The sequence below is a fragment of the Antarcticibacterium flavum genome (assembly GCF_006159205.1).
Classification (GTDB): Bacteria; Bacteroidota; Bacteroidia; order Flavobacteriales; family Flavobacteriaceae; genus Gillisia; species Gillisia flava.
Genome location: NZ_CP040812.1, coordinates 2,456,546 through 2,478,596 on the forward strand (window position 1 = coordinate 2,456,546; position 22,051 = coordinate 2,478,596).

Genomic DNA, 22,051 nt, shown 5'->3' on the forward strand with positions numbered 1-22,051 from the left:
TTTGCGCTATGGCAAAACAAGAAGATCTTTTTAAAAATGTGATATCCCATGCTAAGGAGTATGGGTATATATTCGGTTCAAGCGAAATCTATGATGGTTTAAGTGCTGTTTATGATTATGGACAAAACGGTGCAGAACTTAAAAAGAATATAAGGGATTACTGGTGGAAGAGCATGGTGCAAATGAACCAGAACATTGTAGGGCTGGACGCTGCAATCCTTATGCATCCCAAGACCTGGAAAGCTTCCGGGCACGTGGATGCGTTTAACGATCCCTTGATCGATAATAAGGATTCCAAAAAGCGTTACCGGGCAGATGTGCTGGTGGAGGATTATGCAGAGAAGCTTCTTCAAAAGGCACAAAAAGAAATTGAGAAAGCCCGCAAGCGATTTGGCGATGCGTTTGATGAGGAGCAGTTTGTTGCTACAAACGACCGTGTGAAAAGATATCTGGGACAAAGACAGGAGATCCTTTCCCGGCTTGCCGATTCACTAACCAGGGAAGATCTTAAAGATGTTAAAGCTTTAATTGAGGAGCTGGAGATCGCAGATCCTGAGACCGGTTCAAAAAACTGGACAGAAGTAAGGCAGTTTAACCTTATGTTCGGAACAAAACTGGGAGCTTCAGCTGAATCTTCTTCAGATCTTTATTTGAGACCCGAAACAGCACAGGGGATCTTTGTGAACTTTTCCAATGTCCAAAAAACGGGTAGGATGAAAATTCCATTCGGGATTGCTCAAACAGGAAAAGCTTTCAGAAATGAGATCGTTGCCAGGCAGTTTATTTTCAGAATGCGGGAGTTTGAACAAATGGAGATGCAATTTTTCGTTAGACCGGGAGATGAAATGAAGTGGTATGAACACTGGAAGGAACAACGCATAAAATGGCATTACTCCCTAAAACTCGGGAAAGAAAATTACCGTTTTCACGACCACGAAAAATTAGCTCATTATGCAAATGCTGCGGCCGATATTGAATTTGACTTCCCATTTGGCTTCAAAGAACTGGAAGGGATACATTCCAGGACAGATTTTGACCTCAAGGCTCACGAAGAGCATTCGGGCAGGAAATTAAGGTTCTTTGACCCCGAGCTTAATGAGAATTATGTTCCTTACGTTATTGAAACATCTATTGGACTTGACAGGATGTTCCTCGCAGTACTTTCTTCGTCATTGATAGAAGAGACCCTGGAGGATGGTTCTTCAAGAACCGTATTAAAATTACCGGCTGTTCTTGCTCCTACCAAAGCTGCAATTCTGCCTTTGGTAAAGAAAGATAGACTGCCTGAACTTGCTCAAAAGATTATAGATGAGCTTAAATGGGATTTCCAGGTGCAGTATGATGAAAAAGATGCAATTGGAAGGAGATACCGTAGACAGGATGCAGCAGGTACTCCCCTTTGTATAACAGTAGACCATGATTCTCTTGAAGATAACACCGTGACAGTAAGGTACAGGGATAGTATGGAGCAAAAACGGGTCAAAATTGAGGAATTATATACCATTATAAAGGAAGAAGTGGACTTTCGTAAATGGTTTGAATAGAATTTTATAATATTTTTAACTAGGTAGGAGAGGCAATTATTCATTTAATTGCCTCTTTTAAGTTTTATTAAATGCCTATTTTTAGACACTCAATTCTTAAGCAGCTCCTTATTTTTAATTATGAAAAGATTTAAACTCATTCTGTCCTTAAGCATTTTCTTTATTGTACTACAGGCTACTGCACAGGAAAGGGAAGTATCCGGGCCGGTATATTTGGATTCGGCAAGGGCTGTTCCGGTTTCAGCTATTTCAAAAAAGAAATTAATTCCGCCTTCTACAGAGTTTAAAATAGTAAACCCTCGTAACAGAGGTATTAATCAAGTGGTTCCGGGGAAAGGATTGCCTAAAACAATGGATCCCACGCGGCAGGCAGAGCCGGGAGAATTGCCATCCAAAGCGACTATTCTTTCCTTTGATGCTGCATCCTCGCGTTCAACACCTACAGATCCTACGGGCGCTGCAGGGCCCAATCATTATGTCAATGGTTGGAACTCTGCATTCTCAATATTTGATAAGAATGGAAACCAAATAGTCCCGCCGGCATCACTGGCGAGTATTGGAGGAGAATTTACAAATGAGACCCTGGGTGATCCCATCATCCTGTATGATGAGTTTGCCGACAGGTTTTTGATCACCCAGTTTAGTGATACCCCAGAAAGTTTTTTGGTTGCCGTTTCCCGGGGGCCAGACCCCGTGAATGATGGATGGTATACTTACCGCTTTACTACCAATGGGGCATTGCCAGACTACCCTAAGATCTCTGTATGGAGTGACGGGTATTATGTTACCACTAATAAGAATTCCAGGACCGCCAGCACAAGCCAGGTGGTATATGTTTTTGAAAGGGACAGGATGCTGCAGGGGGAAACTGCCCAGGTTGTAGGTTTCCCGTTGCCCGGGATAAATACAAACGGGTTCTACAGCCCCGCTGGTTTTCACGCAATGGGCGGGGAATTGCCTCCCCGGGGAAATTCTCCTGTTATCTATATGCAGGATGATTCCTGGGCAGGAGTCTCTGAGGATCACTTAAAGCTTTGGAACATCAATATGAACTGGACTTCCCCCGGACTTTCTACCATACAGGAACATCAGGAACTTGGAGCCGCTCAGGGGGTAAGCCCTTTTATTGCGACTTTTGATGGAGGTGCCTTCTCTAATCTCGCACAGCCTGGCAGCGCACCAGATCTTGATGCCCTGCAGGCTACCATGATGTACATGACACAGTACAGGAGATTCCCAACCCATAATTCTGTAGTTCTTAATTTTGTGGTAGACATAGATCCAACTGCTGCAGAACATGCCGGGATCCGTTGGTATGAGCTAAGGCAGGCAGGTGATGGAGAACCCTGGGACGTCTTCCAGGAAGGTACCTACGCCCCAGATAAAAGTGACAGGTTTAGCGGCAGTATAGGTATGGACCGCGAAGGTAATATAGGATTAGGCTTTACAGTACTGGATGACAGTCCAGAGACTCCTATCTATCCTTCTATAAGATACACCGGCAGGTATGCAACAGATCCTCCCGGGGTAATGACGGTAGAGGAAACCACAATTGTGGAGGGCCTTAGTCCCAATCCCTCCTCCAGGTATGGCGATTATGCCCACCTGGTGCTGGACCCGCTGGATGATGTAACCTTTTGGCATAATGGTGAATATTTTGAGGGTGTAGACCGCCGCAACAGGGTAGGGGTTTTTAAGCTCGCACCAGATTTCACGAATGATGTAGGAGTTATAGGACTTGTAGCACCTCGAAACGCCACGCTTTCAAATGCTGAAGAGATCACGGTGGTCATAAGAAATTTCGGAACAAATGCCCAGTCAAATTTCCAGGTGAGTTATGCTGTCGAAGGGGGAGAACCGGTTACCGAAATGTTTACGGGAACAGTGCCAGGAACAAGCTCTGTAGAATTCACATTCTCTACTACTGCAAACCTTGGGGAAATAGGAACAGATTATGAAATTACAGCTCAAACTTTTCTCCCGGGAGATGAAAATGACGAGAATGATGAGTATACGACAACAGTAAGAAACCTTTTTCCCAAAGATGTGGGTGTGACATCAATAGATGCTCCTAAGACAGGACTTGAGTTAACAAGTGCAGAGGAAGTGACCATCACGATAGAGAATTTTGGAGGGGAACCCCAGTCTAATATTCCGGTTGCATATATGCTGGAAAATAATATAAGGGTAAGAGAAGTTTTCCCGGGAACAATTCCTGTGGGCCAGAATGCGGTATATACTTTTTCGCGCACAGCAAATCTTTCAGCTTTTGGAAGATTCAGGATAACTGCTGAAACGATGCTGGAAGGGGATGCTATTCCCGCCAATGATGCGTTTTCAACTTCTGTTGCGAACCTGGATTGTATTCCAACTGGATCAGATTGTACTTCACACGGGGATGGGATCCATTCTTTTGAACTTGCAGGTATCCTTAATGAGAGAATACCATGTGTAGATGGCTATGCCGATTTTATTCAATATTCCACAGATTTGGACCGGGCACAGGGCACATATATTGTAAGGGTTAAAACCCTTTATGACTCCCCGCAGGATGAGCAATTCTCACTTTGGATAGATTTTAATGACAATGGGGTCTTTGATGAAGAGGAAAGATTAATATCCAGTGCTGTCATCCCAAGTGCCAACACCTGGCATGAATATGAATTGGATCTTCCTGCCAACGCTGCACTTGGGGAACATCTTATGCGAGTAAGAGGTGGAGATGTAACTTTCTCAGGAGACCTAAATGATCCCTGTAGTGTTATGGAGTATGGTTCCACTCATGATTATAGTGTAAGGATAATTGACAGTAGTCTTTCCCTGGACGACTTTTTGCTTAACGAAGCAAGGCTGGAGATCGCAGAGCAGGGGAATGGTGTTTTCAGGGTTTTTCTGGAAACAGATTTTGATCGTCCGCTTAGGGTTACCGTCCACAACCTTCTTGGCCAAAAATTAATAGAAAACCAGGTTGAAAGTACAGGCAGGGGATACCTTTATGAATTTGATATGTCCTATGCCGCTACGGGAGTGTACTTACTTAGAATTGGTACCAGGGAAGTAGGAAAGGTAAAACGTTTCCTTGTAAAATAGTGGTATTTTAATACGTTGGAATTATTAAAACCATGAGGTAATGCTTATTTTTGGGGAATTAAAATACCCCCATGAAAATAATTTCTTACAACGTTAATGGAATACGGGCAGCTATTCGAAAAGGGTTTATGGACTGGTTGCAACAGGCCAATCCAGATATAGTTTGCCTTCAGGAAATAAAAGCCACGCCGGAACAACTCGACCTGGATATTTTTGAAGAAGCAGGATACCCCTATCACTACTGGTATCCGGCAACTAAAAAAGGTTATAGTGGAGTAGCTATTCTAAGCAAACATGAACCGGAACATATAGAATACGGTACCGGGATCGATTATATGGATTTTGAGGGCCGTAACCTGCGCGTAGATTTTGAGAACTTTTCTGTAATGAGCCTTTATCTTCCATCTGGCACCAACATCAACAGGCTGGAACATAAACTACAATACATGGCAGATTTCCAGCGTTATGTAGATCAACTAAAGCTGGAGGTTCCAAACCTTATAATTTGCGGTGATTATAATATATGCCACCGGGCAATTGATATCCACGACCCGGTAAGGCTGCAAAACACTTCCGGATTTCTTCCAGTGGAGAGGGAATGGATAGACAGCTTTATGAAAAGTGGTTTTATAGATTCTTTCAGGCATTTTAACGAAGATGGTGATCATTACTCCTGGTGGAGCTACAGAGCAAATGCACGGAATAATAATAAAGGATGGAGAATAGATTATAACCTAGTGGCAGAACCACTTGCCGACAGGTTAAAAAGGGCGGTAATTCTTCCAGATGCCATGCACAGCGACCACTGCCCTGTTCTTTTGGAAATTGAACATTAAAATTTAATTCTACTTAATATGTCAACAAGAATCATATTGAGCTTTTTGCTCTCAGGCTTATTATTTACCTCCTGTGTTTCATCAAAAGCACACAAGGAATTACAGTCCAGGTATGAGAATCTGGAAAACCGAAATCAAAGATTAAACAATGACCTTAGAGAAACCCGTGCAAAGGGAGAAAGCGACCTGGCATCGCTGCAAGAACAATATGACAGGCTCCAGGCAGAACGCGATCAACTTCAACAGGAACTGGAAAATAGCAGGGCAAGATATAAAAGTCTAACGGAATCTTATGATGCCCTGGAAGCCAATAGTTCTACCGCCCTTGCTGAAAACTCAAGGAGAAACAGGGAGCTTATTGCTCAATTGGATGAAAAGGAAAATAAACTGGCAGCAGAACAGGCGCGCCTGGAAAAATTGCAAAAAGACCTTGCAGCCAGGTCCAGCAGGATTGATGAGCTGGAAAACCTTATTGCGGCCAAGGATGCAAAAATGAATGCTCTTAAAACTGCTGTTTCCAATGCGCTAACAAACTTTGAGGGAAAAGGTCTTACTGTGGAGCAACGCGATGGTAAGGTTTACGTTTCTATGGAAAATAAGCTCCTTTTTAGTTCCGGTAGCTGGGCCGTTAATGCTGAAGGAAGAAGGGCTGTTCAACAGTTGGGAGAAGTCCTGGCTCAAAACCCTGATATAGCCGTACTAATTGAAGGGCATACAGATAATGTTCCCTATGGAGGCAGTGGCCAGCTACAAGATAACTGGGACCTTTCAACCAAACGTGCAACTTCGATCGTGCAAATTCTTCGTGAGAACAACAGGATAGATCCCCAAAATTTAACAGCGGCAGGAAGAGGCGAATATGCCCCTGTAGCTTCAAATGAAACGGCAGAGGGGAAAGCTAAGAATCGTAGAATTGAGGTAATCCTTACTCCAAAGTTAGATGAAATAAGCCAGATGCTTAATGAGATAGAGTAATATCCCAGAAGAATAGCTGTTTATTAAAACTTACCCGACCATAAGAAATATCAGGAATAGTTTTCAGCCATTATGGCTTCGGTTTCTTCAAGGTTTTTAAAAACTTCATAGGTTTTTCCCTGGGTCCTTAAAGCTCCCAGGGTATTGGCATATTGAGCCGCTTTTACAGGGTCATTATGAAAGGCAAAACCATATCCCAAACCTCCGGCAAAAGAATCCCCACAACCGGTGGTGTCTACAACCTCCTCCACAGGGACAGATTTTATAAATTTTTTTTGGGTTTTTCCATTTTGACGGGTGTAACAAACGCATCCTCTGGCATCCAGGGTGACATAAAGAACGCTCACCCCATTATCCAGGACATGTTCGGCAAAATCTGCAAGATGGCTGGTGTCCTCTTCATTATATTTCCCCATTTCTTCCTGGCTGTATTCGTTTTTAAACCAGCAGCACTGCGACTCCTCCAAATTCATTTTTAGCACATCTATGTAAGGCAGCCATTCATCACGGTCTACCCAAAATTTTCTTTCTCGTGTACCATTGATATTAAGAGAAGTAGTAGGGCCGTGAGCATCAAAGATGATTAAACCCTTACTGTTTTCCTTAATATGCCGCAAGGTGCTAAGGGATATTTCAAAATCTGTTATAGGAACAAAAATAAATACATTGGAATCCAGGAATGGTTCCACATCCTGCGGCAGGATAGGATTCATAAAAGCTGTTTGTTTTTCAAGCCTGTTATTTTGATCTGTAAACCGTAATTCTATAACCGTTCCCCTGTCCTGGTCTGCATCAATACCCTGTAGATTTACATTTTGAAATTCTGAGAAAAGATCCTTAACGGCCTCTTTGTCCTTTTGATGAATATGGGAGATGACTTCCACCCGGCCACGATCCTCCATAAGCCGTGAAAGGGCTATGGCTGGATGGGTTACACACCCATATTTGTGGATTGTTTCATTTTTATAAGTTATAATGGTATCGCGGGGGACAGGGCCTAAAACTGCTATCTTCTTCATAAAATCAGGGTGTTGAATTCAAGAGATACTAATTACACATGATCTCTAAATAACAGGAATTCTGAAATGAGAACCCTATTAATTCTAAATATAACAAAAAGCTCTTTATTTTTGATGCTTTAGATGAGGAGAAAGTAAAATCCCATCTTTATATTAGAAAAATCAAGAAACAGGATAATACAATGAAGTATACAAAATTACCTCAAACCGATATAGAAGTAAGCACAATTTGCCTTGGAACAATGACCTGGGGCGAGCAAAATACAGAAGCCGAAGGTCACAGCCAAATCGATTTTGCATTGGAGGAGGGGGTAAATTTCCTGGATACGGCAGAGATGTATCCTGTTCCAGCCAATGAAGAAACACAGGGTAGAACCGAGGAGATCATAGGCACATGGTTCAAAAACCACGGCAAGCGTGAAAAGGTAGTCCTGGCTTCCAAGATCGCCGGCCCGGGAAGGGCTATGGCGCATATAAGACCGAATCTTAATTTTAAAAAAGAGGCACTGCAGGACGCACTGCATAAAAGCCTGAAAAGATTACAAACAGATTATATAGATCTTTATCAACTGCACTGGCCTGTGAGAGAAACAAATTTCTTTGGTAAACTGGATTATGAATGGAATGAAGAGAAATGGCAGGACGATTTTAAAGAAGTGTTATTTAACCTCCAGGAATTTGTCAAAGCCGGGAAGATTAGGCATATAGGTTTGTCCAATGAAACTCCCTACGGAGTTATGAGATGCATGGAGGAGACCAGAAAAGGTGCACCCAAAATATCCACAGTTCAAAATCCATATAGCCTGTTGAACAGAAAAGATGAAATTGGGTTGACAGAGGTTTTACAGCGGGAGGAGATAGGCTTGTTCCCGTATTCCCCATTAGGCATGGGGACCCTAACAGGCAAATATTTAAATGCTGCGCCCAAAAATGCCCGCCTTACCTTGTTTACAAATTATAAACGCTACTCAAATAAAAAGGCGGTAGAGGCCACTGCCCGGTATTTTGAAATAGCCGATCGTTTTAACCTTTCCCCTGCTCAAATGGCCCTGGCATTTGTGCAAATGCAACCCTTTGTTACCAGTACGATCATAGGGGCTACCAGTTTGGAGCAATTAAAGGAGAATATAGATAGTGTCGATGTAAATTTAAGCCCTGAAGTAATTTCAGAAATTAATGAGGTCCATGCCGCAATCCCTAACCCTGCTCCTTAAATTGGGCTCACAAGGCTTTCGTGTATGAAAGCAGCCTGTTTTTGAGCAGTTCGTATATGGAACCATTCTTTTGCCTTACCAAGCATTTGCAGGGTATCCTGTGCTGTTAGATTTCCTATGATCCTGGAATTCCTGGTGGTGGGTTGGTCTCTAAGATTTGAAGTGGTCCTTGTCACCAGCCTGTCCTGCACCAGAGTGTCCACGGTGGCCACTGCAAAATCAGGTTCAGGAATTTGATATACAAAAGACAGAGGGTCTATTGCGCCACTATATCCCTTGTAAATTCCGAAATGCAAATGCGGGGCAGTTGTTCTTGCATTACCTGTATTACCTACAAACCCAAGGGTGTCTCCCTTTTTTACGCGGGAATTTCCCAGGGGAGCAATACTGTCCAGGTGGGCATAATAAAGGGATTGGCCTCGCTCTGTATCTCTAAGCCATACCTGTTTCCCACCCAATCCCCTTTCTCCTGATGATGTTATACGGCCATTTGTGGCGGCAATGACAGGGGTACCTCTGAGTGCAAAAATATCGATGCCCTCATGGCTTCTCCTGCCTCCATCCCGGGAGGCTCCCCACAAGCTCTGAATATTCTTATTGGCACCTCCTGCCACCGGAAAATCATACACAGAGGACTTCCTCATTTTGATGCTAAAAGCAGAGTTCGCATTTATTTCAGGCTGAATTACAATTTTGTAAAGCCCGGGTTCCTTTATCTCATTCCTTAGGTAGCGCTTGTCGTATTCCGTTCCGGTAACTTTCCTATAAGCAGCTACTGAATCATTTTCCCGCACAAAGAGATCAATAAAAACAAGGGAGGAGGCGCTATCTGGCTCAACTGCTATATCTATCCTTTCGCCGGGGTTTAATTGAACATTATAGGAATATACCTGGAATGATTTAGGCAGAAAACGTCCGGTTTGCAAATAGGGTAATTCAATTTGTATGCTATCACTCAAGGCCAGCCGTGCCTGTTCTTCCCAAATTTGGAACAAATCACTGGAGATGTTAAAATCCCGTTGATAACGTTCCCTGGCTGTAGGATTTGTCACCAGGTCTTTAGCCCGGTTAAGTTGGGAACAACCGCTTAAAAAAACAAAAATAAGTAGTAAAGGTATGATTATCAATCTCTTCATCGATCTTTTTCTTTCCCATACTTAAGCAGGAATTATGCCATTTTTAGCCGAAAAGATAACTCACCACATCTTCAATTTTTGCTACTTTTTGGACACGGATCGTGTAATTTGTGGCAGGAAGCTTAGTTTGTTTTGAGACCATAATAGTGGCAAATCCAAGTTTTTCTGCTTCAGATATTCTTTGATCGGCACGGGTCACTGGTCTTATTTCACCGGCAAGTCCAACTTCAGCAGCAAAACAAATATCTTTTTCAATAGTGATATCTTCATTGGATGAAAGTATAGCTGCTATAACTGCAAGATCTATTGCAGGATCGTCTACGGTTATACCTCCTGTAATATTAAGGAATACATCTTTTGCTCCAAGTCTAAAGCCTGCTCGTTTTTCAAGCACTGCAAGGAGCATATTAAGCCTCTTGGCATTATACCCGGTAGCAGATCGTTGTGGGGTGCCGTACACTGCAGAGCTTACCAGCGCCTGGATCTCGATCATCAACGGCCGCATTCCCTCCAGGGTAGCTGCTATGGCGGTACCGCTAAGCCCTTCATCATTTTTAGAAATAAGGATCTCTGATGGGTTGGAGACTTCCCTCAACCCGCTTCCCTGCATCTCATAGATGCCTAATTCATGGGTTGAGCCAAATCTATTCTTATGGGCCCGCAAAATTCTATATACGTGATTACGATCTCCTTCAAATTGCAGCACCGTATCTACCATATGCTCCAGGACCTTTGGCCCGGCAATACTGCCTTCTTTGGTTATATGGCCAATAAGGATCACCGGGACCCCTGTTTCCTTGGCATATTTTATTAATTCTGCAGTGCATTCCCGTATTTGGGATATGCTTCCCGGGGAGCTCTCGATATAATCTGTATGCAGGGTTTGTATAGAATCAATAATAACGATTTCCGGCTGAAGCTCTTCAATTTGCCTGAAGATATTCTGCGTTTTCGTCTCGGTAAGAATATAGCAATTTGCCGGATTTGGATTGATACGTTCTGCCCGCATCTTAATTTGTTGCTGGCTCTCTTCGCCTGAAACATAGAGCGTTTTTTGGTTTAAATGAAGAGAGATTTGGAGCAGGAGCGTACTCTTTCCAATCCCGGGCTCCCCACCCAGGAGCGTTAAAGAACCGGGTACAAGGCCACCGCCCAGCACCCGGTTTAATTCTGAATTATTGGTGTTTAACCTGGGCTGGCTGCCAATTTCGATCTCTGCAATGCGTAAGGGTTTTGCAGTTCTTTTTACCTCCCTTGCCGCCTGTGGTTTCCAGTCCTTTTGATCTGGTTTTTGAATTACCTCTTCTACAAGAGTATTCCATTCTTTACAGGAACTGCATTGTCCCTGCCATTTGGAATGTTGGGTTCCACAATTTTGACAGTAAAAGGTAGTTTTGGTTTTTGCCATACAGGTGTTAAAGTGTTATTTAATATCCGAAATCTCTTTTTATGGCTTCGGCTTTATCCAGCATAAAATCTACAGTTAAAAAAGCAACAGGTTCCTGGCCGTAGGCATTTTGATAACTGCGCATGGCTTTTTTTGGATTCCCAATCTCCTCCTCATATCTTGCCTCAAAATAAGTAGCCAGCATGGTCTTTGGATAATGTTTTGAGGCCAGTTTGGAAAGGTCTCTTAATCCATCCCAATTTCGGGTTTTTTCCATGGCGTTGTATACCGCCATGAAGTCATTGAGCCTTATTTGCTTTTGTAAGCCAAAGAGTTCTTCAATGGTTTCATACTTTTCAATGAGATAATCATAACCTGAAACAGAGGTTTGTAACAGGATACGGTTATAATCCTGAAGGGAAATTGGCCGGTATACCTGGAAAATTTGTTCTATTGCTTTTGGTATTGCCATTCCAACAAGGCTATAATGTGTTGCCCCTTCAAAGTTGTCAAACTGGTAATTGATATTTTTGTTATTGAGATTTTTTAATTTCTCATCAAGGGACATTATTCCTTCTTTGAGTTGTGGTATGTCTTCGCTGCCCGTTGCCAGGTAATACCACGTCTTGTTTGAAGATCTGTCCAGGACATCGGCCAGCCTTGTAATCATCTCGGGTGCCAGATCTGGACTTAAGTTGATATATCCCTGAAATAACGGATTTTCCTTCAGCAAGTAATAGTTCATGAAATTTGCAGTGAAATCGTGACCTATTATAACCCTGAAGGGTGCTGTTCTGTATTTTTTTTCCAGATGGGGGATTAATTCCATTCCAATGAACTCAAAAAAAGCAGCTCCCGGTCCTGCCGGTAGAAATCTTTGCTCATCGTAATACCCGTCATCTTCCCTGGAAGATGCCTGGTTAATTCCCACTACGATCATTTCAGGGATGTCCTCCCAATATGAATAATAGTCTACGTTACCTGCTACAGGTTCAAATAAATAATCGCCGTCTAGGACCACCATCACGGGATAGGATTTCTCCTTGTTCGCATCATAATTGCGTGGTAGCTGGATCTTTATTTGCCTGGTTTCTCCTAGTTTTGTCGAGTTAAGGGTCTCGTGTGTTATCTGGGCGTAGGTGACATATGGACCTGCCAATAACAGTAAGAAAAGTAGTTTTTTTATCATAAGGTTAGGTTAAATTACTGTACGCAAGATACTTATTATTTCTTACGGTTAAAAACAGGAAGAAAAAGAAAGGAAAATCCGCCGAGAAGAAGAACCAAAAGGGTTTGGGAGCCCCAGGTGATCCAACCCAGTGCCTCGCCTCCCTGTTTGCTAATTCCAAATAGCATAAGGGCGGCACCAATAGCCACGGGATAAACTCCAATCCCGCCATTTGTAGCAGAGATCGTAAAGGAACCAACTACAAATATGACCATAACAATCCCAAAGGAGAGCCCGGCGGTTTCGGGAATGGTAAAAATAAGCACATAGGTCATAAGAACATACATCAACCAAATGAAAAGCGTATGAAAAATGAAAGCCCACTTTTGCTTCATCCTTAGAATACTGCGCATTCCTTCCAACAGCCCTTTAGCGAACTTCTTGATCTTGATCATAAGCGGTAAAGAAGATCTTTTAATGAACTTAAGTGTGAAAATACCTGCGATCAAAAGAATAAGAAAAATACCAAGGGTTACAAGAGGGTTAATTTCATTTTCCCTGAAGTAGGTAAGCAAGTAATCTGCCTGCAGTAGTAGAGTAAAGCCAATGATGAGAAGTAGCATAATAAAATCTGCAATCCTTTCAGAAATTATGGTTCCAAAGGCTTTTTCAAAGGGGATATCCTCATAACCTGAAACTGTAAGGCCCCGAAGGACTTCACCGGAACGCGGAATTCCAAAATTTGCAAGATACCCGGCCATAACAGCCATAAATCTATTGGCAAATTTGGGATTATATCCCATTGGCTGTAAAAGATACTTCCAACGATAGGCCCTGGACAGGTGGGAAAGGAGGCCGCAGAGGAGCGATAGTGCTATCCAGCCCGGGTGAGCAGAGGTGATATTTTCCCATAGCTCCAGTCTTTCTTCTGGAGTGGCACTCTTGATAGAGTAATAAATGAAAAATACTCCCAGGAGTAGTGGGAGTATTATTTTCAGGACCTTTTTGGTGGTTCTTTTCAAAAGATCAATTAAGCAAATTATTTTCTTCGTTAGGAAACACAAGTGCAGGTTTAAATGCTTTTGCTTCCTCAATATCCATAATGGCGTATGTGATCAATATTAGGACATCCCCTTTTGCCACTCTTCTTGCGGCAGCGCCATTAAGGGTGATCTCCCCCGAGTTACGTGGTCCCGGGATTGCATAGGTTTCCAGCCTCTCGCCGTTATTGTTGTTGACGATCTGGACCTTTTCCCCTTCAATAATATTCGCAGCGTCCATTAGATCTTCATCGATGGTGATACTGCCAATATAATTAAGATCGGCCCCAGTACATTTAACGCGGTGAATTTTTGATTTTACTACGTGAATCTGCATTTGTATAAATTAGTTATCTAAAGCAATATTATCTATTAAGCGCACATCTCCAGCATAAGCTGCAATAAATGCCCTGTAAGTTGCGCCGGTCTCCTTCTCACTGGTTGTTTTCAGGGAATTGGTATCGGCTATTTCAAAATATTCCAGTTTCAAAGTAGGATGTTCAGCAAATTGAGAAGTCACCCACTCATTGATGTATTTTGCACTTTCTGTGCCAAATTTTTCTTTTACCTTTTTAAGGGTTAGATAAATAAATGAAGCCTCGCGGCGTATTTCGGGACTTAGTCGTTCATTTCTGGAACTCCTTGCAAGTCCGTTCTCCTCCCGGTCTATAGGACATCCAATAATCTCCACCGGCAAATTGGCCTTTTCTGTAAGCTTGCGAATGATTTGTAGTTGCTGGAAATCCTTCTCTCCAAAAAAAGCTTTGTGTGGCTGTACTATCTCAAATAGCTTTTTTACTACTGTTCCCACGCCATTAAAGTGGCCTGACCTGAATTTTCCTTCCATTTCGTGCTCAAGGCCGTCGAAGATAAAAGCCTCTGCTTCCACTTTTTCACCATATAATTCGGTCGCATTGGGAGCAAAAATTATAAGATTTAGATTGAGATCCTTCAGCAATAAAATATCAGATTCCAGGGTGCGGGGATAATTAATAAGGTCCTGCGGATTGTCGAACTGGGTGGGGTTTATAAAAATGCTTATAACCACTGTGTCACAAGCTTTTGCAGCTTGTTTTACCAGCGAGAGATGTCCCTCATGTAAAGCACCCATGGTAGGAACAAACCCAATGGTTTTTCCTTCTTTTTTTAATGCCGAAACTGTGCTTTGTAAGGCGGCTTTCTCTCTAAAAATCTGCATTTTATTATAAAATTAACAGCGTGCAAACTTAAGATATCTCTGGCAAACTGCATAAATTTTTGTAATTTTGCATGTTTTTTATTCGCAAAAGCCAATATATATATGAAAGATAAGAGGATATTGTACGTATCATCTGAAGTTATACCTTACCTGCCCGAAACCGATATATCATCTATGTCTTTTGAAGCCGCTAGAATGGTAAATGGCCTGGGAGGCCAAATCCGGATCTTCATGCCTCGCTATGGGAATATAAATGAAAGACGTCACCAGTTACACGAGGTGATAAGACTCTCGGGGATGAACCTGGTGATAGATGACCTTGACATGCCTCTTATAATAAAAGTAGCATCTATACCCAAAGAAAGGATGCAGGTGTATTTTATTGATAACGAAGATTACTTTAAAAGAAAAGCTACGCTCACAGATGAGGACGGGAATCTTTTTCCAGATAATGATGAGAGGGCAATTTTCTTTGCTAAAGGAGTTATAGAAACCGTTAAGAAACTTAACTGGGCGCCCGATATTATTCACGTTCATGGCTGGCTTTCATCGCTGCTGCCGCTTTACCTGCGCAATTATTACGGGAAAGAACCACTGTTTGCCGATGCAAAAATTGTGACATCGATATACAATCAAAGCTTTGATGAAACGTTAGATGATAACCTGGCCAAAAAGATCCTGTTTGACGGTCTGGAAAATTCTGATGTTAAACACCTTAAGAAGCCTACGTATGTGAATCTCATGAAAACTGCAATTGATAATTCAGATGCCGTTATCATTGGTGGAGATGATATTCCTGAGGAATTAAAAAAATACCTTAACAAAGTGGAAAAACCCGTATTAGATTATAAAACTCCTGAAGAATTCTCCACTGCTTACCAGGAATTTTATAATTCCCACGTTTTATCCCAATAAGTAATTTATACCGAATGATTTTATTGAAAAGATTTCGCTCCATACCGGCGGTAATACTCATGGTATTGGCTTTTATCTCCTGTGATGATGATTTTCACTCTATAGGCGGGGAACTTGTTGGAGGGCAAATTGATGCCCTTCCTAAATATGATGCAGGAGTGGTGGCATATAGCAAGAAGCTTCCACCTGTTCAAACTAATAACCTGCCCTTACACCTCCTGGGAGTTTATAACGGGCCGGTATATGGAAGCCATACAGCTAATGTACTTACCCAGCTTTCCCTTCCATCTGGAAATCCATCTTTTGGCAACCGGCCAAGGCTGGACAGTGTAGTGCTTACCCTACCATATTTTAGCACAAGACTGGAAGCAGACGAGCAGGGAAATAATGTGTACAGGCTGGATTCTGTTTATGGAAATTCCCCTATTAAACTCACAGTTTCCAGGACTAACTATTTCATAAACGATTTTGATCCCGATGCGAATTTCGAGAACAGGCAGCGATATTACTCAGATAAGGGTGCAGTATTTGAAAACTCGATCATTGGGGACCCATTATATGAAAACGATTCATTTGTGCCGTCTACTGCAGAGGTTAGTTTTCGTGAACCTAATCAAACCGGTGTTCTGGATACAGTAACTGTTGCTCCACGGTTAAGGGTGCACCTTCCGCTGGAATTCTTCCAGGAGAATATAATCGATAGAGAGGGTTCTACAGAATTGTTCAATAATAATAACTTCAGGAACTTCATTCGCGGCCTTTACTTTAAGGCAGAGCCGATAAATGATGATGGTACTATGATGTTGCTCAATTTTAGAGATTCAAACGCGGGCATTATCCTTTATTACACTAATACCATTGAAGAGGAAGGGGAGGAAGACGTTTTGGAAGAGAATAGCTTTAAATTAAACTTTGGTCCTAACCTTATCAATACCTATTCCCAGGAGCTTTCACCGCAAATTGAAGCAGGCATCCAGGCATCTAACGAAGAAACAGGAGGTGAACGTCTTTACCTCAAAGGCGGGCAGGGCAGTATGGCGGTCATAGACCTTTTTGATGAGGAAGAGCTGGAAGAACTGAGATCAAGAGATTGGCTTATAAATGAAGCAAATCTTACTTTTTACGTTGACCAGGCTACAGTCCAGGGTGGAAGTACAGAGTCCGAGAATATTTACTTATATGATTTGACAACCAACCAGCCACTCAGTGATTTTTACAGTGGCCGGGATCAAAGTGGAAACTTAATTAGGAATCCTATACATGCACCGGTTCTTGAACGGGATGAGGATGCCAATGGGATATTTTATAAAATTAGGATTACCAGTCATATTCGGGAAATATTAGAAGGAAATACAGATAATGTAAAGCTAGGGTTGGTTGTTACTCAAAACACCGGGTTAATAAACCCTGCTGCGCTAAGAACACCTGTTGGACCTGTTTCACAAGTACCTATTGGTTCAGTTCTTACCCCCAGAGGAACAATATTACATGGGAATTTATCTTCCAACGAGGATAAAAGATTAAAATTCAATATTTATTATACAGATATAAGCAATTAGAAAATATGTGCGGAATTGTTGGTTATATAGGACACAGGGAGGCGTATCCCATCGTTCTTAAAGGATTAAAGCGGTTGGAATACCGGGGATATGATAGTGCCGGGATCGCCCTTTTTGACGGGACAGCCCTAAATCTTTGTAAGACAAAAGGTAAGGTGGCAGATCTTGAGAAGAAATTTGAAGAAACCACTTCTACCTCTGGAAATATAGGAATTGGGCACACACGCTGGGCAACTCACGGGGTGCCGAATGATGTAAACTCTCACCCTCATTACTCAAATTCAGGTAACCTGGTGATCATACATAATGGGATCATCGAGAACTACGACTCTCTAAAGAAAGAACTTTCTAAAAGGGGTTATACATTTGAATCTGATACAGATACAGAGGTGCTCGTAAATCTTATTGAGGATGTTATGGTCAATGAAGAGGTAAAGCTTGGAAAAGCGGTACAAATTGCATTGAACCAAACTGTTGGAGCATATGCTATCACAGTTTTTGATAAAAGAAAACCAAATGAACTGGTAGTTGCCCGCTTGGGTAGCCCACTGGCCATTGGGATTGGGGAAGATGAATATTTCATCGCATCTGATGCTTCACCGTTTATTGAATTTACCAGCAATGCGATCTATCTTGAAGATGGAGAAATGGCGGTGGTAAGAAGAGGAAAGCCTATCAAAGTAAGAAAAATTCACGATGATTCCCTTGTAGATCCTTATGTACAGGAGCTGCAGCTTAACCTGGAACAAATTGAAAAGGGGGGCTATGACCACTTTATGCTTAAGGAGATCTATGAGCAACCAGATGCCATAACCGATACTTACCGCGGTAGAATGCTGGTAGATGAAGGTATTATAAGAATGGCAGGGGTAGATGACAATATTGAAAGAATTGCCAATGCAAAAAGGATCATTATTGTCGCCTGTGGTACTTCCTGGCACGCCGGCCTGGTCTCAGAATATATCTTTGAAGATCTTGCAAGAATACCTGTTGAGGTGGAATACGCTTCAGAATTCAGGTATAGGAATCCGGTGATTTATGAGAATGATGTGGTAATCGCTATTTCTCAAAGTGGTGAAACGGCAGATACTATGGCGGCCATAAAGCTTGCAAAGGAAAAAGGAGCTTTCGTATTTGGAGTTTGTAATGTAGTGGGTTCATCCATTTCCAGGGAAACCAATGCAGGCGCCTATACACACGCAGGGCCCGAGATTGGAGTTGCATCAACCAAAGCTTTTACTACTCAAATTACGGTGCTTACTCTTATCGCTCTAAAACTTGCGAAATACAGGGGAACTATCTCAGATTCTGATTTTAGGTACCATTTGCAGGAGCTGGACAGGATTCCGGCAAAGATCTCCAAAGTACTGGAGGAGAATGAACATGTTAAAATTATTGCTGAAAAGTATAAAGATGCTCCAAACTGTCTTTACCTGGGCAGGGGGTATAATTTCCCCGTTGCGCTTGAAGGTGCTTTAAAACTGAAAGAAATTTCATATATTCATGCTGAAGGTTACCCTGCTGCTGAAATGAAGCACGGGCCAATAGCACTTATCGATGAACAAATGCCTGTGGTGGTGATCGCTACCCGCAAAGGTCATTATGAGAAAGTGGTAAGCAACGTGCAGGAAATAAAATCAAGAAAAGGGAAGATCATTGGTATTGTTACTGAAGGTGATGAGGCCGTAAGAGAACTTGCAGATTATGTAATCGAAGTTCCGGAAACAATGGAATCACTTACCCCATTGTTAACCACTATTCCTTTACAATTATTATCCTATCACATAGCAGTGATGTTAGGCAAGAATGTGGACCAGCCACGTAACCTGGCAAAATCTGTGACAGTAGAATAGTTGTTTTTAAACGAGTTTGAAATGCCCCTTCTATTCCCGGAAGGGGCATTTTTTATAAAACCTTTTGAGAATTGCCCGATATTTCCCTCGAGAATTCAGGAAATTATAGGTTTTACCGCATGTTGGAAGGAACCGGCAGCTTATTTAAAAAAGTTGTGAGTGAGGCTGTTTAATTTTATAAAGAAAAAACTATCTTTGCAGCCGGAAAATGACTTATGGTATATTCTTAAAATTTAGGGATTTATCGTGGTTAAGTTTTAGAAATCTCAATAATAAACATTAAAGGATTATATAATGTCTAAAATCACAGGTAAAGTTGCACAAATTATTGGCCCTGTAGTTGACGTGGTTTTCAACTTGGAAAACGCCGATTTACCAAAAATTTACGATTCCCTGGAAATTACCAGAAAGGATGGTTCTCTTTTAGTTCTTGAGGTACAGTCTCACATTGGGGAGAATACTGTAAGAACAGTATCTATGGATTCTACAGATGGTCTTGCCCGTGGGGTTGAGGTAGTTGCTACCGGTGCTCCTATCCAGATGCCAATAGGCAAGGATGTTTACGGCCGTTTGTTCAACGTGATTGGAGATGCTATTGATGGGATGGAAAATCTTCCTAAAGCAGGTGATGCAGGATTACCAATTCACCGCGAGGCTCCAAAATTTGAAGATCTTTCTGTTTCTACAGAAGTTTTATATACAGGAATTAAAGTTATTGACCTTATCGAGCCTTATGCAAAAGGTGGAAAGATTGGTCTTTTTGGAGGTGCCGGGGTTGGAAAAACCGTACTTATCCAGGAATTGATCAACAATATCGCAAAAGGTCACGGTGGACTTTCAGTATTCGCAGGTGTTGGAGAAAGAACCCGTGAAGGAAATGACCTTCTAAGGGAGATGTTGGAATCTGGGATCATTAAATATGGAGAGGACTTTATGCACTCTATGGAAGAAGGTGGATGGGATCTTTCTAAAGTAGATAAAACTGCCTTAAAAGACTCCAAAGCAACTTTCGTATTTGGACAAATGAATGAGCCACCGGGAGCACGTGCCCGTGTTGCGCTTTCAGGTCTTACCATAGCAGAATACTTCCGTGATGGAGCGGGAGAAGGACAAGGGAAAGACGTACTTTTCTTCGTAGATAACATATTCCGTTTTACACAGGCAGGATCTGAGGTGTCTGCACTTCTTGGACGTATGCCTTCTGCGGTAGGTTACCAGCCAACTCTTGCAACAGAGATGGGTGCGATGCAGGAGCGAATTACTTCTACCAAGAATGGATCTATTACATCTGTACAGGCGGTTTACGTACCTGCAGATGACTTGACAGATCCCGCACCGGCTACAACCTTTGCCCACCTTGATGCTACTACAGTACTTTCACGTAAGATCGCAGAGCTTGGTATCTACCCTGCGGTAGATCCTCTTGATTCTACTTCACGTATCCTTACAAAAGAGATCCTTGGAGCAGATCATTATAACTGTGCACAACGTGTAAAAGAGCTTTTACAGCGATATAAAGAATTACAGGATATCATTGCCATCCTTGGTATGGAAGAACTTTCTGAAGAGGATAAACTGGCTGTATCACGGGCAAGACGTGTACAACGTTTCCTTTCTCAGCCTTTCCACGTAGCAGAGCAGTTTACAGGTTTAAAAGGAGTTCTTGTTGATATTAAGGAAACAATAAAAGGTTTCAATATGATCATGGATGGGGAACTGGATCACCTTCCGGAAGCAGCCTTTAACCTTAAAGGAACTATTGAAGAGGCGATCGAGGCCGGTGAGAAAATGTTGGCAGAATCATAAATAGTATTGAGTATTGAGTAGTTAGTATTGAGAGCTTAGCTCCCGCACTACTACTCAATACTCAATTCTCATTACTCAATACTAGAAAAAATATGTATTTAGAAATAGTTACTCCTGAAGCAGTAGTATTTGGGGCTGAGGTTGAAGCAGTAAAAGTTCCCGGTGTCGATGGAGAATTCCAGATGCTTAATAATCACGCACCTATTGTTTCTCTTCTTATCGAAGGCGAGGTTAAGATAAATCTTGCGGCAGGAGCTGCTGCAGATATGAAAAAACTTTCGGATGCTTTTAGAAAAGAAGGGAATAATGTTCTTTACTATAATGTAAAGGGAGGAGTTCTTGAAATGAAAGATAATAAAGCCATTATTCTGGCAGATTAAGATATTGATAATATATTTTAAAAACCCTGTTGAGCGATCAACAGGGTTTTTAATTTATTAAATTTTAATATAAATATGCCGCTCCGGAGCTAACAAGGAGATTAGTTATACTATTCTTCTTTGTATTCCAAAATATCCCCTGGTTGGCAATCAAGGGCTTTGCAAATGGCCTCCAGGGTGGAGAACCTTACTGCTTTCGCTTTTCCCGTCTTGAGAATGGAGAGATTCGCATTGGTGATCCCAATGGCTTCTGCCAGCTCATAGCTCTTCATATTCCTTTCTTCAAGGATCCTGTCCAGGTTTATAAGAATTGGCATTTTATACTGTGAATTTATTTTCTTCCATCAAATTATTTCCTTCCTTAAATATTTCAGCAAGAATGAAAGCAATGAGGGCCACAAGTAAAATGTCAAGGGATACCGAAAAAGAAGTCGTTGCATGATTCCCAAATTCCCAATAATTAAAAATTGAAAAAGCAGTTATAAGTAGACAGTAATATCCAATATTCTTAAATGCATCAACATTCGCCTGATGGAATGTCTCAAGTTTTCTAACAGATTGTAAAACCTTCTGAAACTGACTAATTGAGAGATAAATTAAAAATAGAATCCCCGCAAACTTTAAATAATTAAAATATAAAGAGGCTAATTTCCAATCTGTAAATCTTAAGTCCTCCTCATGCGCAGGTATTTGGCCAGTGGAAGTTTCTGTTTTAATAAATACGATTGAATCTACCTCCGGCTTGTTTACCTTCCACTCACTATAAAAATCCGGTTCAAATTGGGAGTGAATAAAAACTGCAGTGATCATAATAATTGTAATACCAATAATTACTTTAAATAACTGGCAAAAGAAATTTGCGATGTTCAATAGTGAATTTCTGTTCATAGGAATTATGGCTAGTTTACTTAAATGAATGCCTTTTATAGGT

At 41.7% G+C, this 22,051-nt stretch carries 19 protein-coding genes; 10 read left to right on the forward strand and 9 right to left on the reverse strand.

Features of this window, described 5'->3' with window-relative positions; all coding sequences use genetic code 11:
- Nucleotides 1-8 precede the first annotated feature (8 nt).
- The 4 genes from FHG64_RS10430 (at nucleotide 9) to FHG64_RS10445 (ending at nucleotide 6,445) form a co-directional block, all read left to right on the forward strand.
- Complete coding sequence (locus FHG64_RS10430) at nucleotides 9-1,544, forward strand: glycine--tRNA ligase (protein ID WP_139066347.1); 1,536 nt, start codon at nucleotides 9-11, stop codon at nucleotides 1,542-1,544.
- A gap of 120 nt (nucleotides 1,545-1,664) precedes the next feature.
- Nucleotides 1,665-4,634: a T9SS type A sorting domain-containing protein gene (locus FHG64_RS10435; RefSeq protein ID WP_139066348.1), complete on the forward strand. Its 2,970-nt coding sequence runs from the start codon at nucleotides 1,665-1,667 to the stop codon at nucleotides 4,632-4,634.
- 71 nt (nucleotides 4,635-4,705) lie between these two features.
- On the forward strand, nucleotides 4,706-5,470 hold the full coding sequence (locus FHG64_RS10440) for an exodeoxyribonuclease III (protein WP_139066349.1): 765 nt from the start codon (nucleotides 4,706-4,708) through the stop codon (nucleotides 5,468-5,470).
- A gap of 18 nt (nucleotides 5,471-5,488) precedes the next feature.
- Nucleotides 5,489-6,445, forward strand: coding sequence for an OmpA family protein (locus FHG64_RS10445; RefSeq protein WP_139066350.1), 957 nt, complete (start codon nucleotides 5,489-5,491; stop codon nucleotides 6,443-6,445).
- A 50-nt stretch (nucleotides 6,446-6,495) separates the two neighbouring features.
- On the opposite strand, the gene FHG64_RS10450 is transcribed toward FHG64_RS10445, so the two are convergent.
- Nucleotides 6,496-7,464 carry a carbohydrate kinase family protein gene (locus tag FHG64_RS10450; protein WP_139066351.1) on the reverse strand — a complete coding sequence of 323 codons (969 nt, stop codon included), beginning with the start codon at nucleotides 7,462-7,464 and terminating at the stop codon, nucleotides 6,496-6,498.
- 182 nt (nucleotides 7,465-7,646) lie between these two features.
- Between FHG64_RS10450 and FHG64_RS10455 the strand changes: the two genes are divergently transcribed.
- A complete protein-coding gene (locus tag FHG64_RS10455) occupies nucleotides 7,647-8,678 on the forward strand; it encodes an NADP(H)-dependent aldo-keto reductase (RefSeq protein ID WP_139066352.1) in 1,032 nt (343 codons plus the stop codon).
- Here the strand turns inward: FHG64_RS10455 and FHG64_RS10460 are convergent.
- From FHG64_RS10460 to panC, 6 genes are read right to left on the reverse strand one after another with little or no spacing between them, the layout of a single operon-like run.
- Entirely contained in the window at nucleotides 8,675-9,814 is a 1,140-nt protein-coding gene (locus FHG64_RS10460; protein WP_139066353.1) for a M23 family metallopeptidase, read from the reverse strand. The two genes, FHG64_RS10455 and FHG64_RS10460, sit on opposite strands and share 4 nt — an antisense overlap.
- 43 nt (nucleotides 9,815-9,857) lie before the next feature.
- Entirely contained in the window at nucleotides 9,858-11,222 is a 1,365-nt protein-coding gene (gene radA, locus FHG64_RS10465) for a DNA repair protein RadA (protein ID WP_139066354.1), read from the reverse strand.
- 19 nt (nucleotides 11,223-11,241) lie between these two features.
- The gene (locus tag FHG64_RS10470; RefSeq protein ID WP_139066355.1) at nucleotides 11,242-12,390 is read right to left on the reverse strand and encodes an alpha/beta hydrolase; all 1,149 of its coding nucleotides are present in this window, start codon (nucleotides 12,388-12,390) and stop codon (nucleotides 11,242-11,244) included.
- 35 nt (nucleotides 12,391-12,425) lie between these two features.
- Nucleotides 12,426-13,391: a lysylphosphatidylglycerol synthase transmembrane domain-containing protein gene (locus FHG64_RS10475; protein ID WP_139066356.1), complete on the reverse strand. Its 966-nt coding sequence runs from the start codon at nucleotides 13,389-13,391 to the stop codon at nucleotides 12,426-12,428.
- A gap of 4 nt (nucleotides 13,392-13,395) precedes the next feature.
- Nucleotides 13,396-13,746, reverse strand: coding sequence for an aspartate 1-decarboxylase (gene panD, locus FHG64_RS10480; protein ID WP_139066357.1), 351 nt, complete (start codon nucleotides 13,744-13,746; stop codon nucleotides 13,396-13,398).
- 9 nt (nucleotides 13,747-13,755) lie between these two features.
- Complete coding sequence (panC, locus tag FHG64_RS10485; RefSeq protein ID WP_139066358.1) at nucleotides 13,756-14,607, reverse strand: pantoate--beta-alanine ligase; 852 nt, start codon at nucleotides 14,605-14,607, stop codon at nucleotides 13,756-13,758.
- 102 nt (nucleotides 14,608-14,709) lie between these two features.
- Here panC and FHG64_RS10490 point away from each other — a divergent pair, with 102 nt between their 5' ends.
- The 5 genes from FHG64_RS10490 to FHG64_RS10510 all read left to right on the forward strand — a co-directional run bounded on the left by FHG64_RS10490 (nucleotide 14,710) and on the right by FHG64_RS10510 (nucleotide 21,120).
- Complete coding sequence (locus FHG64_RS10490) at nucleotides 14,710-15,522, forward strand: glycogen/starch synthase (RefSeq protein WP_139066359.1); 813 nt, start codon at nucleotides 14,710-14,712, stop codon at nucleotides 15,520-15,522.
- 14 nt (nucleotides 15,523-15,536) lie between these two features.
- Nucleotides 15,537-17,081: a DUF4270 domain-containing protein gene (locus tag FHG64_RS10495; protein ID WP_139066360.1), complete on the forward strand. Its 1,545-nt coding sequence runs from the start codon at nucleotides 15,537-15,539 to the stop codon at nucleotides 17,079-17,081.
- Nucleotides 17,082-17,086: 5 nt separating this feature from the next.
- Nucleotides 17,087-18,934, forward strand: a complete 1,848-nt coding sequence (gene glmS / locus FHG64_RS10500; RefSeq protein ID WP_139066361.1) for a glutamine--fructose-6-phosphate transaminase (isomerizing) — start codon at nucleotides 17,087-17,089, stop codon at nucleotides 18,932-18,934.
- 294 nt (nucleotides 18,935-19,228) lie between these two features.
- On the forward strand, nucleotides 19,229-20,740 hold the full coding sequence (gene atpD, locus FHG64_RS10505; protein WP_139066362.1) for a F0F1 ATP synthase subunit beta: 1,512 nt from the start codon (nucleotides 19,229-19,231) through the stop codon (nucleotides 20,738-20,740).
- 92 nt (nucleotides 20,741-20,832) lie between these two features.
- The gene (locus FHG64_RS10510) at nucleotides 20,833-21,120 is read left to right on the forward strand and encodes a FoF1 ATP synthase subunit delta/epsilon (RefSeq protein ID WP_139066363.1); all 288 of its coding nucleotides are present in this window, start codon (nucleotides 20,833-20,835) and stop codon (nucleotides 21,118-21,120) included.
- Between the two features lie 110 nt (nucleotides 21,121-21,230).
- Here the strand turns inward: FHG64_RS10510 and FHG64_RS10515 are convergent, their stop codons facing one another.
- Nucleotides 21,231-21,437 carry a helix-turn-helix domain-containing protein gene (locus FHG64_RS10515; RefSeq protein ID WP_139066364.1) on the reverse strand — a complete coding sequence of 69 codons (207 nt, stop codon included), beginning with the start codon at nucleotides 21,435-21,437 and terminating at the stop codon, nucleotides 21,231-21,233.
- A 1-nt stretch (nucleotide 21,438) separates the two neighbouring features.
- Nucleotides 21,439-22,008, reverse strand: coding sequence for a DUF2975 domain-containing protein (locus FHG64_RS10520; protein WP_139066365.1), 570 nt, complete (start codon nucleotides 22,006-22,008; stop codon nucleotides 21,439-21,441).
- Nucleotides 22,009-22,051: the final 43 nt, after the last annotated feature.

What these genes read in the sequence shown, in the direction of transcription:
- FHG64_RS10430 (WP_139066347.1), top strand. Translation starts at nt 9, where the DNA reads ATGGCAAAACAAGAAGATCTTTTTAAAAATGTGATATCCCATGCTAAG.
- FHG64_RS10435 (WP_139066348.1), top strand. Translation starts at nt 1,665, where the DNA reads ATGAAAAGATTTAAACTCATTCTGTCCTTAAGCATTTTCTTTATTGTA.
- FHG64_RS10440 (WP_139066349.1), top strand. Translation starts at nt 4,706, where the DNA reads ATGAAAATAATTTCTTACAACGTTAATGGAATACGGGCAGCTATTCGA.
- FHG64_RS10445 (WP_139066350.1), top strand. Translation starts at nt 5,489, where the DNA reads ATGTCAACAAGAATCATATTGAGCTTTTTGCTCTCAGGCTTATTATTT.
- FHG64_RS10450 (WP_139066351.1), bottom strand. Translation starts at nt 7,464, where the DNA reads ATGAAGAAGATAGCAGTTTTAGGCCCTGTCCCCCGCGATACCATTATA.
- FHG64_RS10455 (WP_139066352.1), top strand. Translation starts at nt 7,647, where the DNA reads ATGAAGTATACAAAATTACCTCAAACCGATATAGAAGTAAGCACAATT.
- FHG64_RS10460 (WP_139066353.1), bottom strand. Translation starts at nt 9,814, where the DNA reads ATGAAGAGATTGATAATCATACCTTTACTACTTATTTTTGTTTTTTTA.
- radA (WP_139066354.1), bottom strand. Translation starts at nt 11,222, where the DNA reads ATGGCAAAAACCAAAACTACCTTTTACTGTCAAAATTGTGGAACCCAA.
- FHG64_RS10470 (WP_139066355.1), bottom strand. Translation starts at nt 12,390, where the DNA reads ATGATAAAAAAACTACTTTTCTTACTGTTATTGGCAGGTCCATATGTC.
- panD (WP_139066357.1), bottom strand. Translation starts at nt 13,746, where the DNA reads ATGCAGATTCACGTAGTAAAATCAAAAATTCACCGCGTTAAATGTACT.
- panC (WP_139066358.1), bottom strand. Translation starts at nt 14,607, where the DNA reads ATGCAGATTTTTAGAGAGAAAGCCGCCTTACAAAGCACAGTTTCGGCA.
- FHG64_RS10490 (WP_139066359.1), top strand. Translation starts at nt 14,710, where the DNA reads ATGAAAGATAAGAGGATATTGTACGTATCATCTGAAGTTATACCTTAC.
- FHG64_RS10495 (WP_139066360.1), top strand. Translation starts at nt 15,537, where the DNA reads ATGATTTTATTGAAAAGATTTCGCTCCATACCGGCGGTAATACTCATG.
- glmS (WP_139066361.1), top strand. Translation starts at nt 17,087, where the DNA reads ATGTGCGGAATTGTTGGTTATATAGGACACAGGGAGGCGTATCCCATC.
- atpD (WP_139066362.1), top strand. Translation starts at nt 19,229, where the DNA reads ATGTCTAAAATCACAGGTAAAGTTGCACAAATTATTGGCCCTGTAGTT.
- FHG64_RS10510 (WP_139066363.1), top strand. Translation starts at nt 20,833, where the DNA reads ATGTATTTAGAAATAGTTACTCCTGAAGCAGTAGTATTTGGGGCTGAG.
- FHG64_RS10515 (WP_139066364.1), bottom strand. Translation starts at nt 21,437, where the DNA reads ATGCCAATTCTTATAAACCTGGACAGGATCCTTGAAGAAAGGAATATG.
- FHG64_RS10520 (WP_139066365.1), bottom strand. Translation starts at nt 22,008, where the DNA reads ATGAACAGAAATTCACTATTGAACATCGCAAATTTCTTTTGCCAGTTA.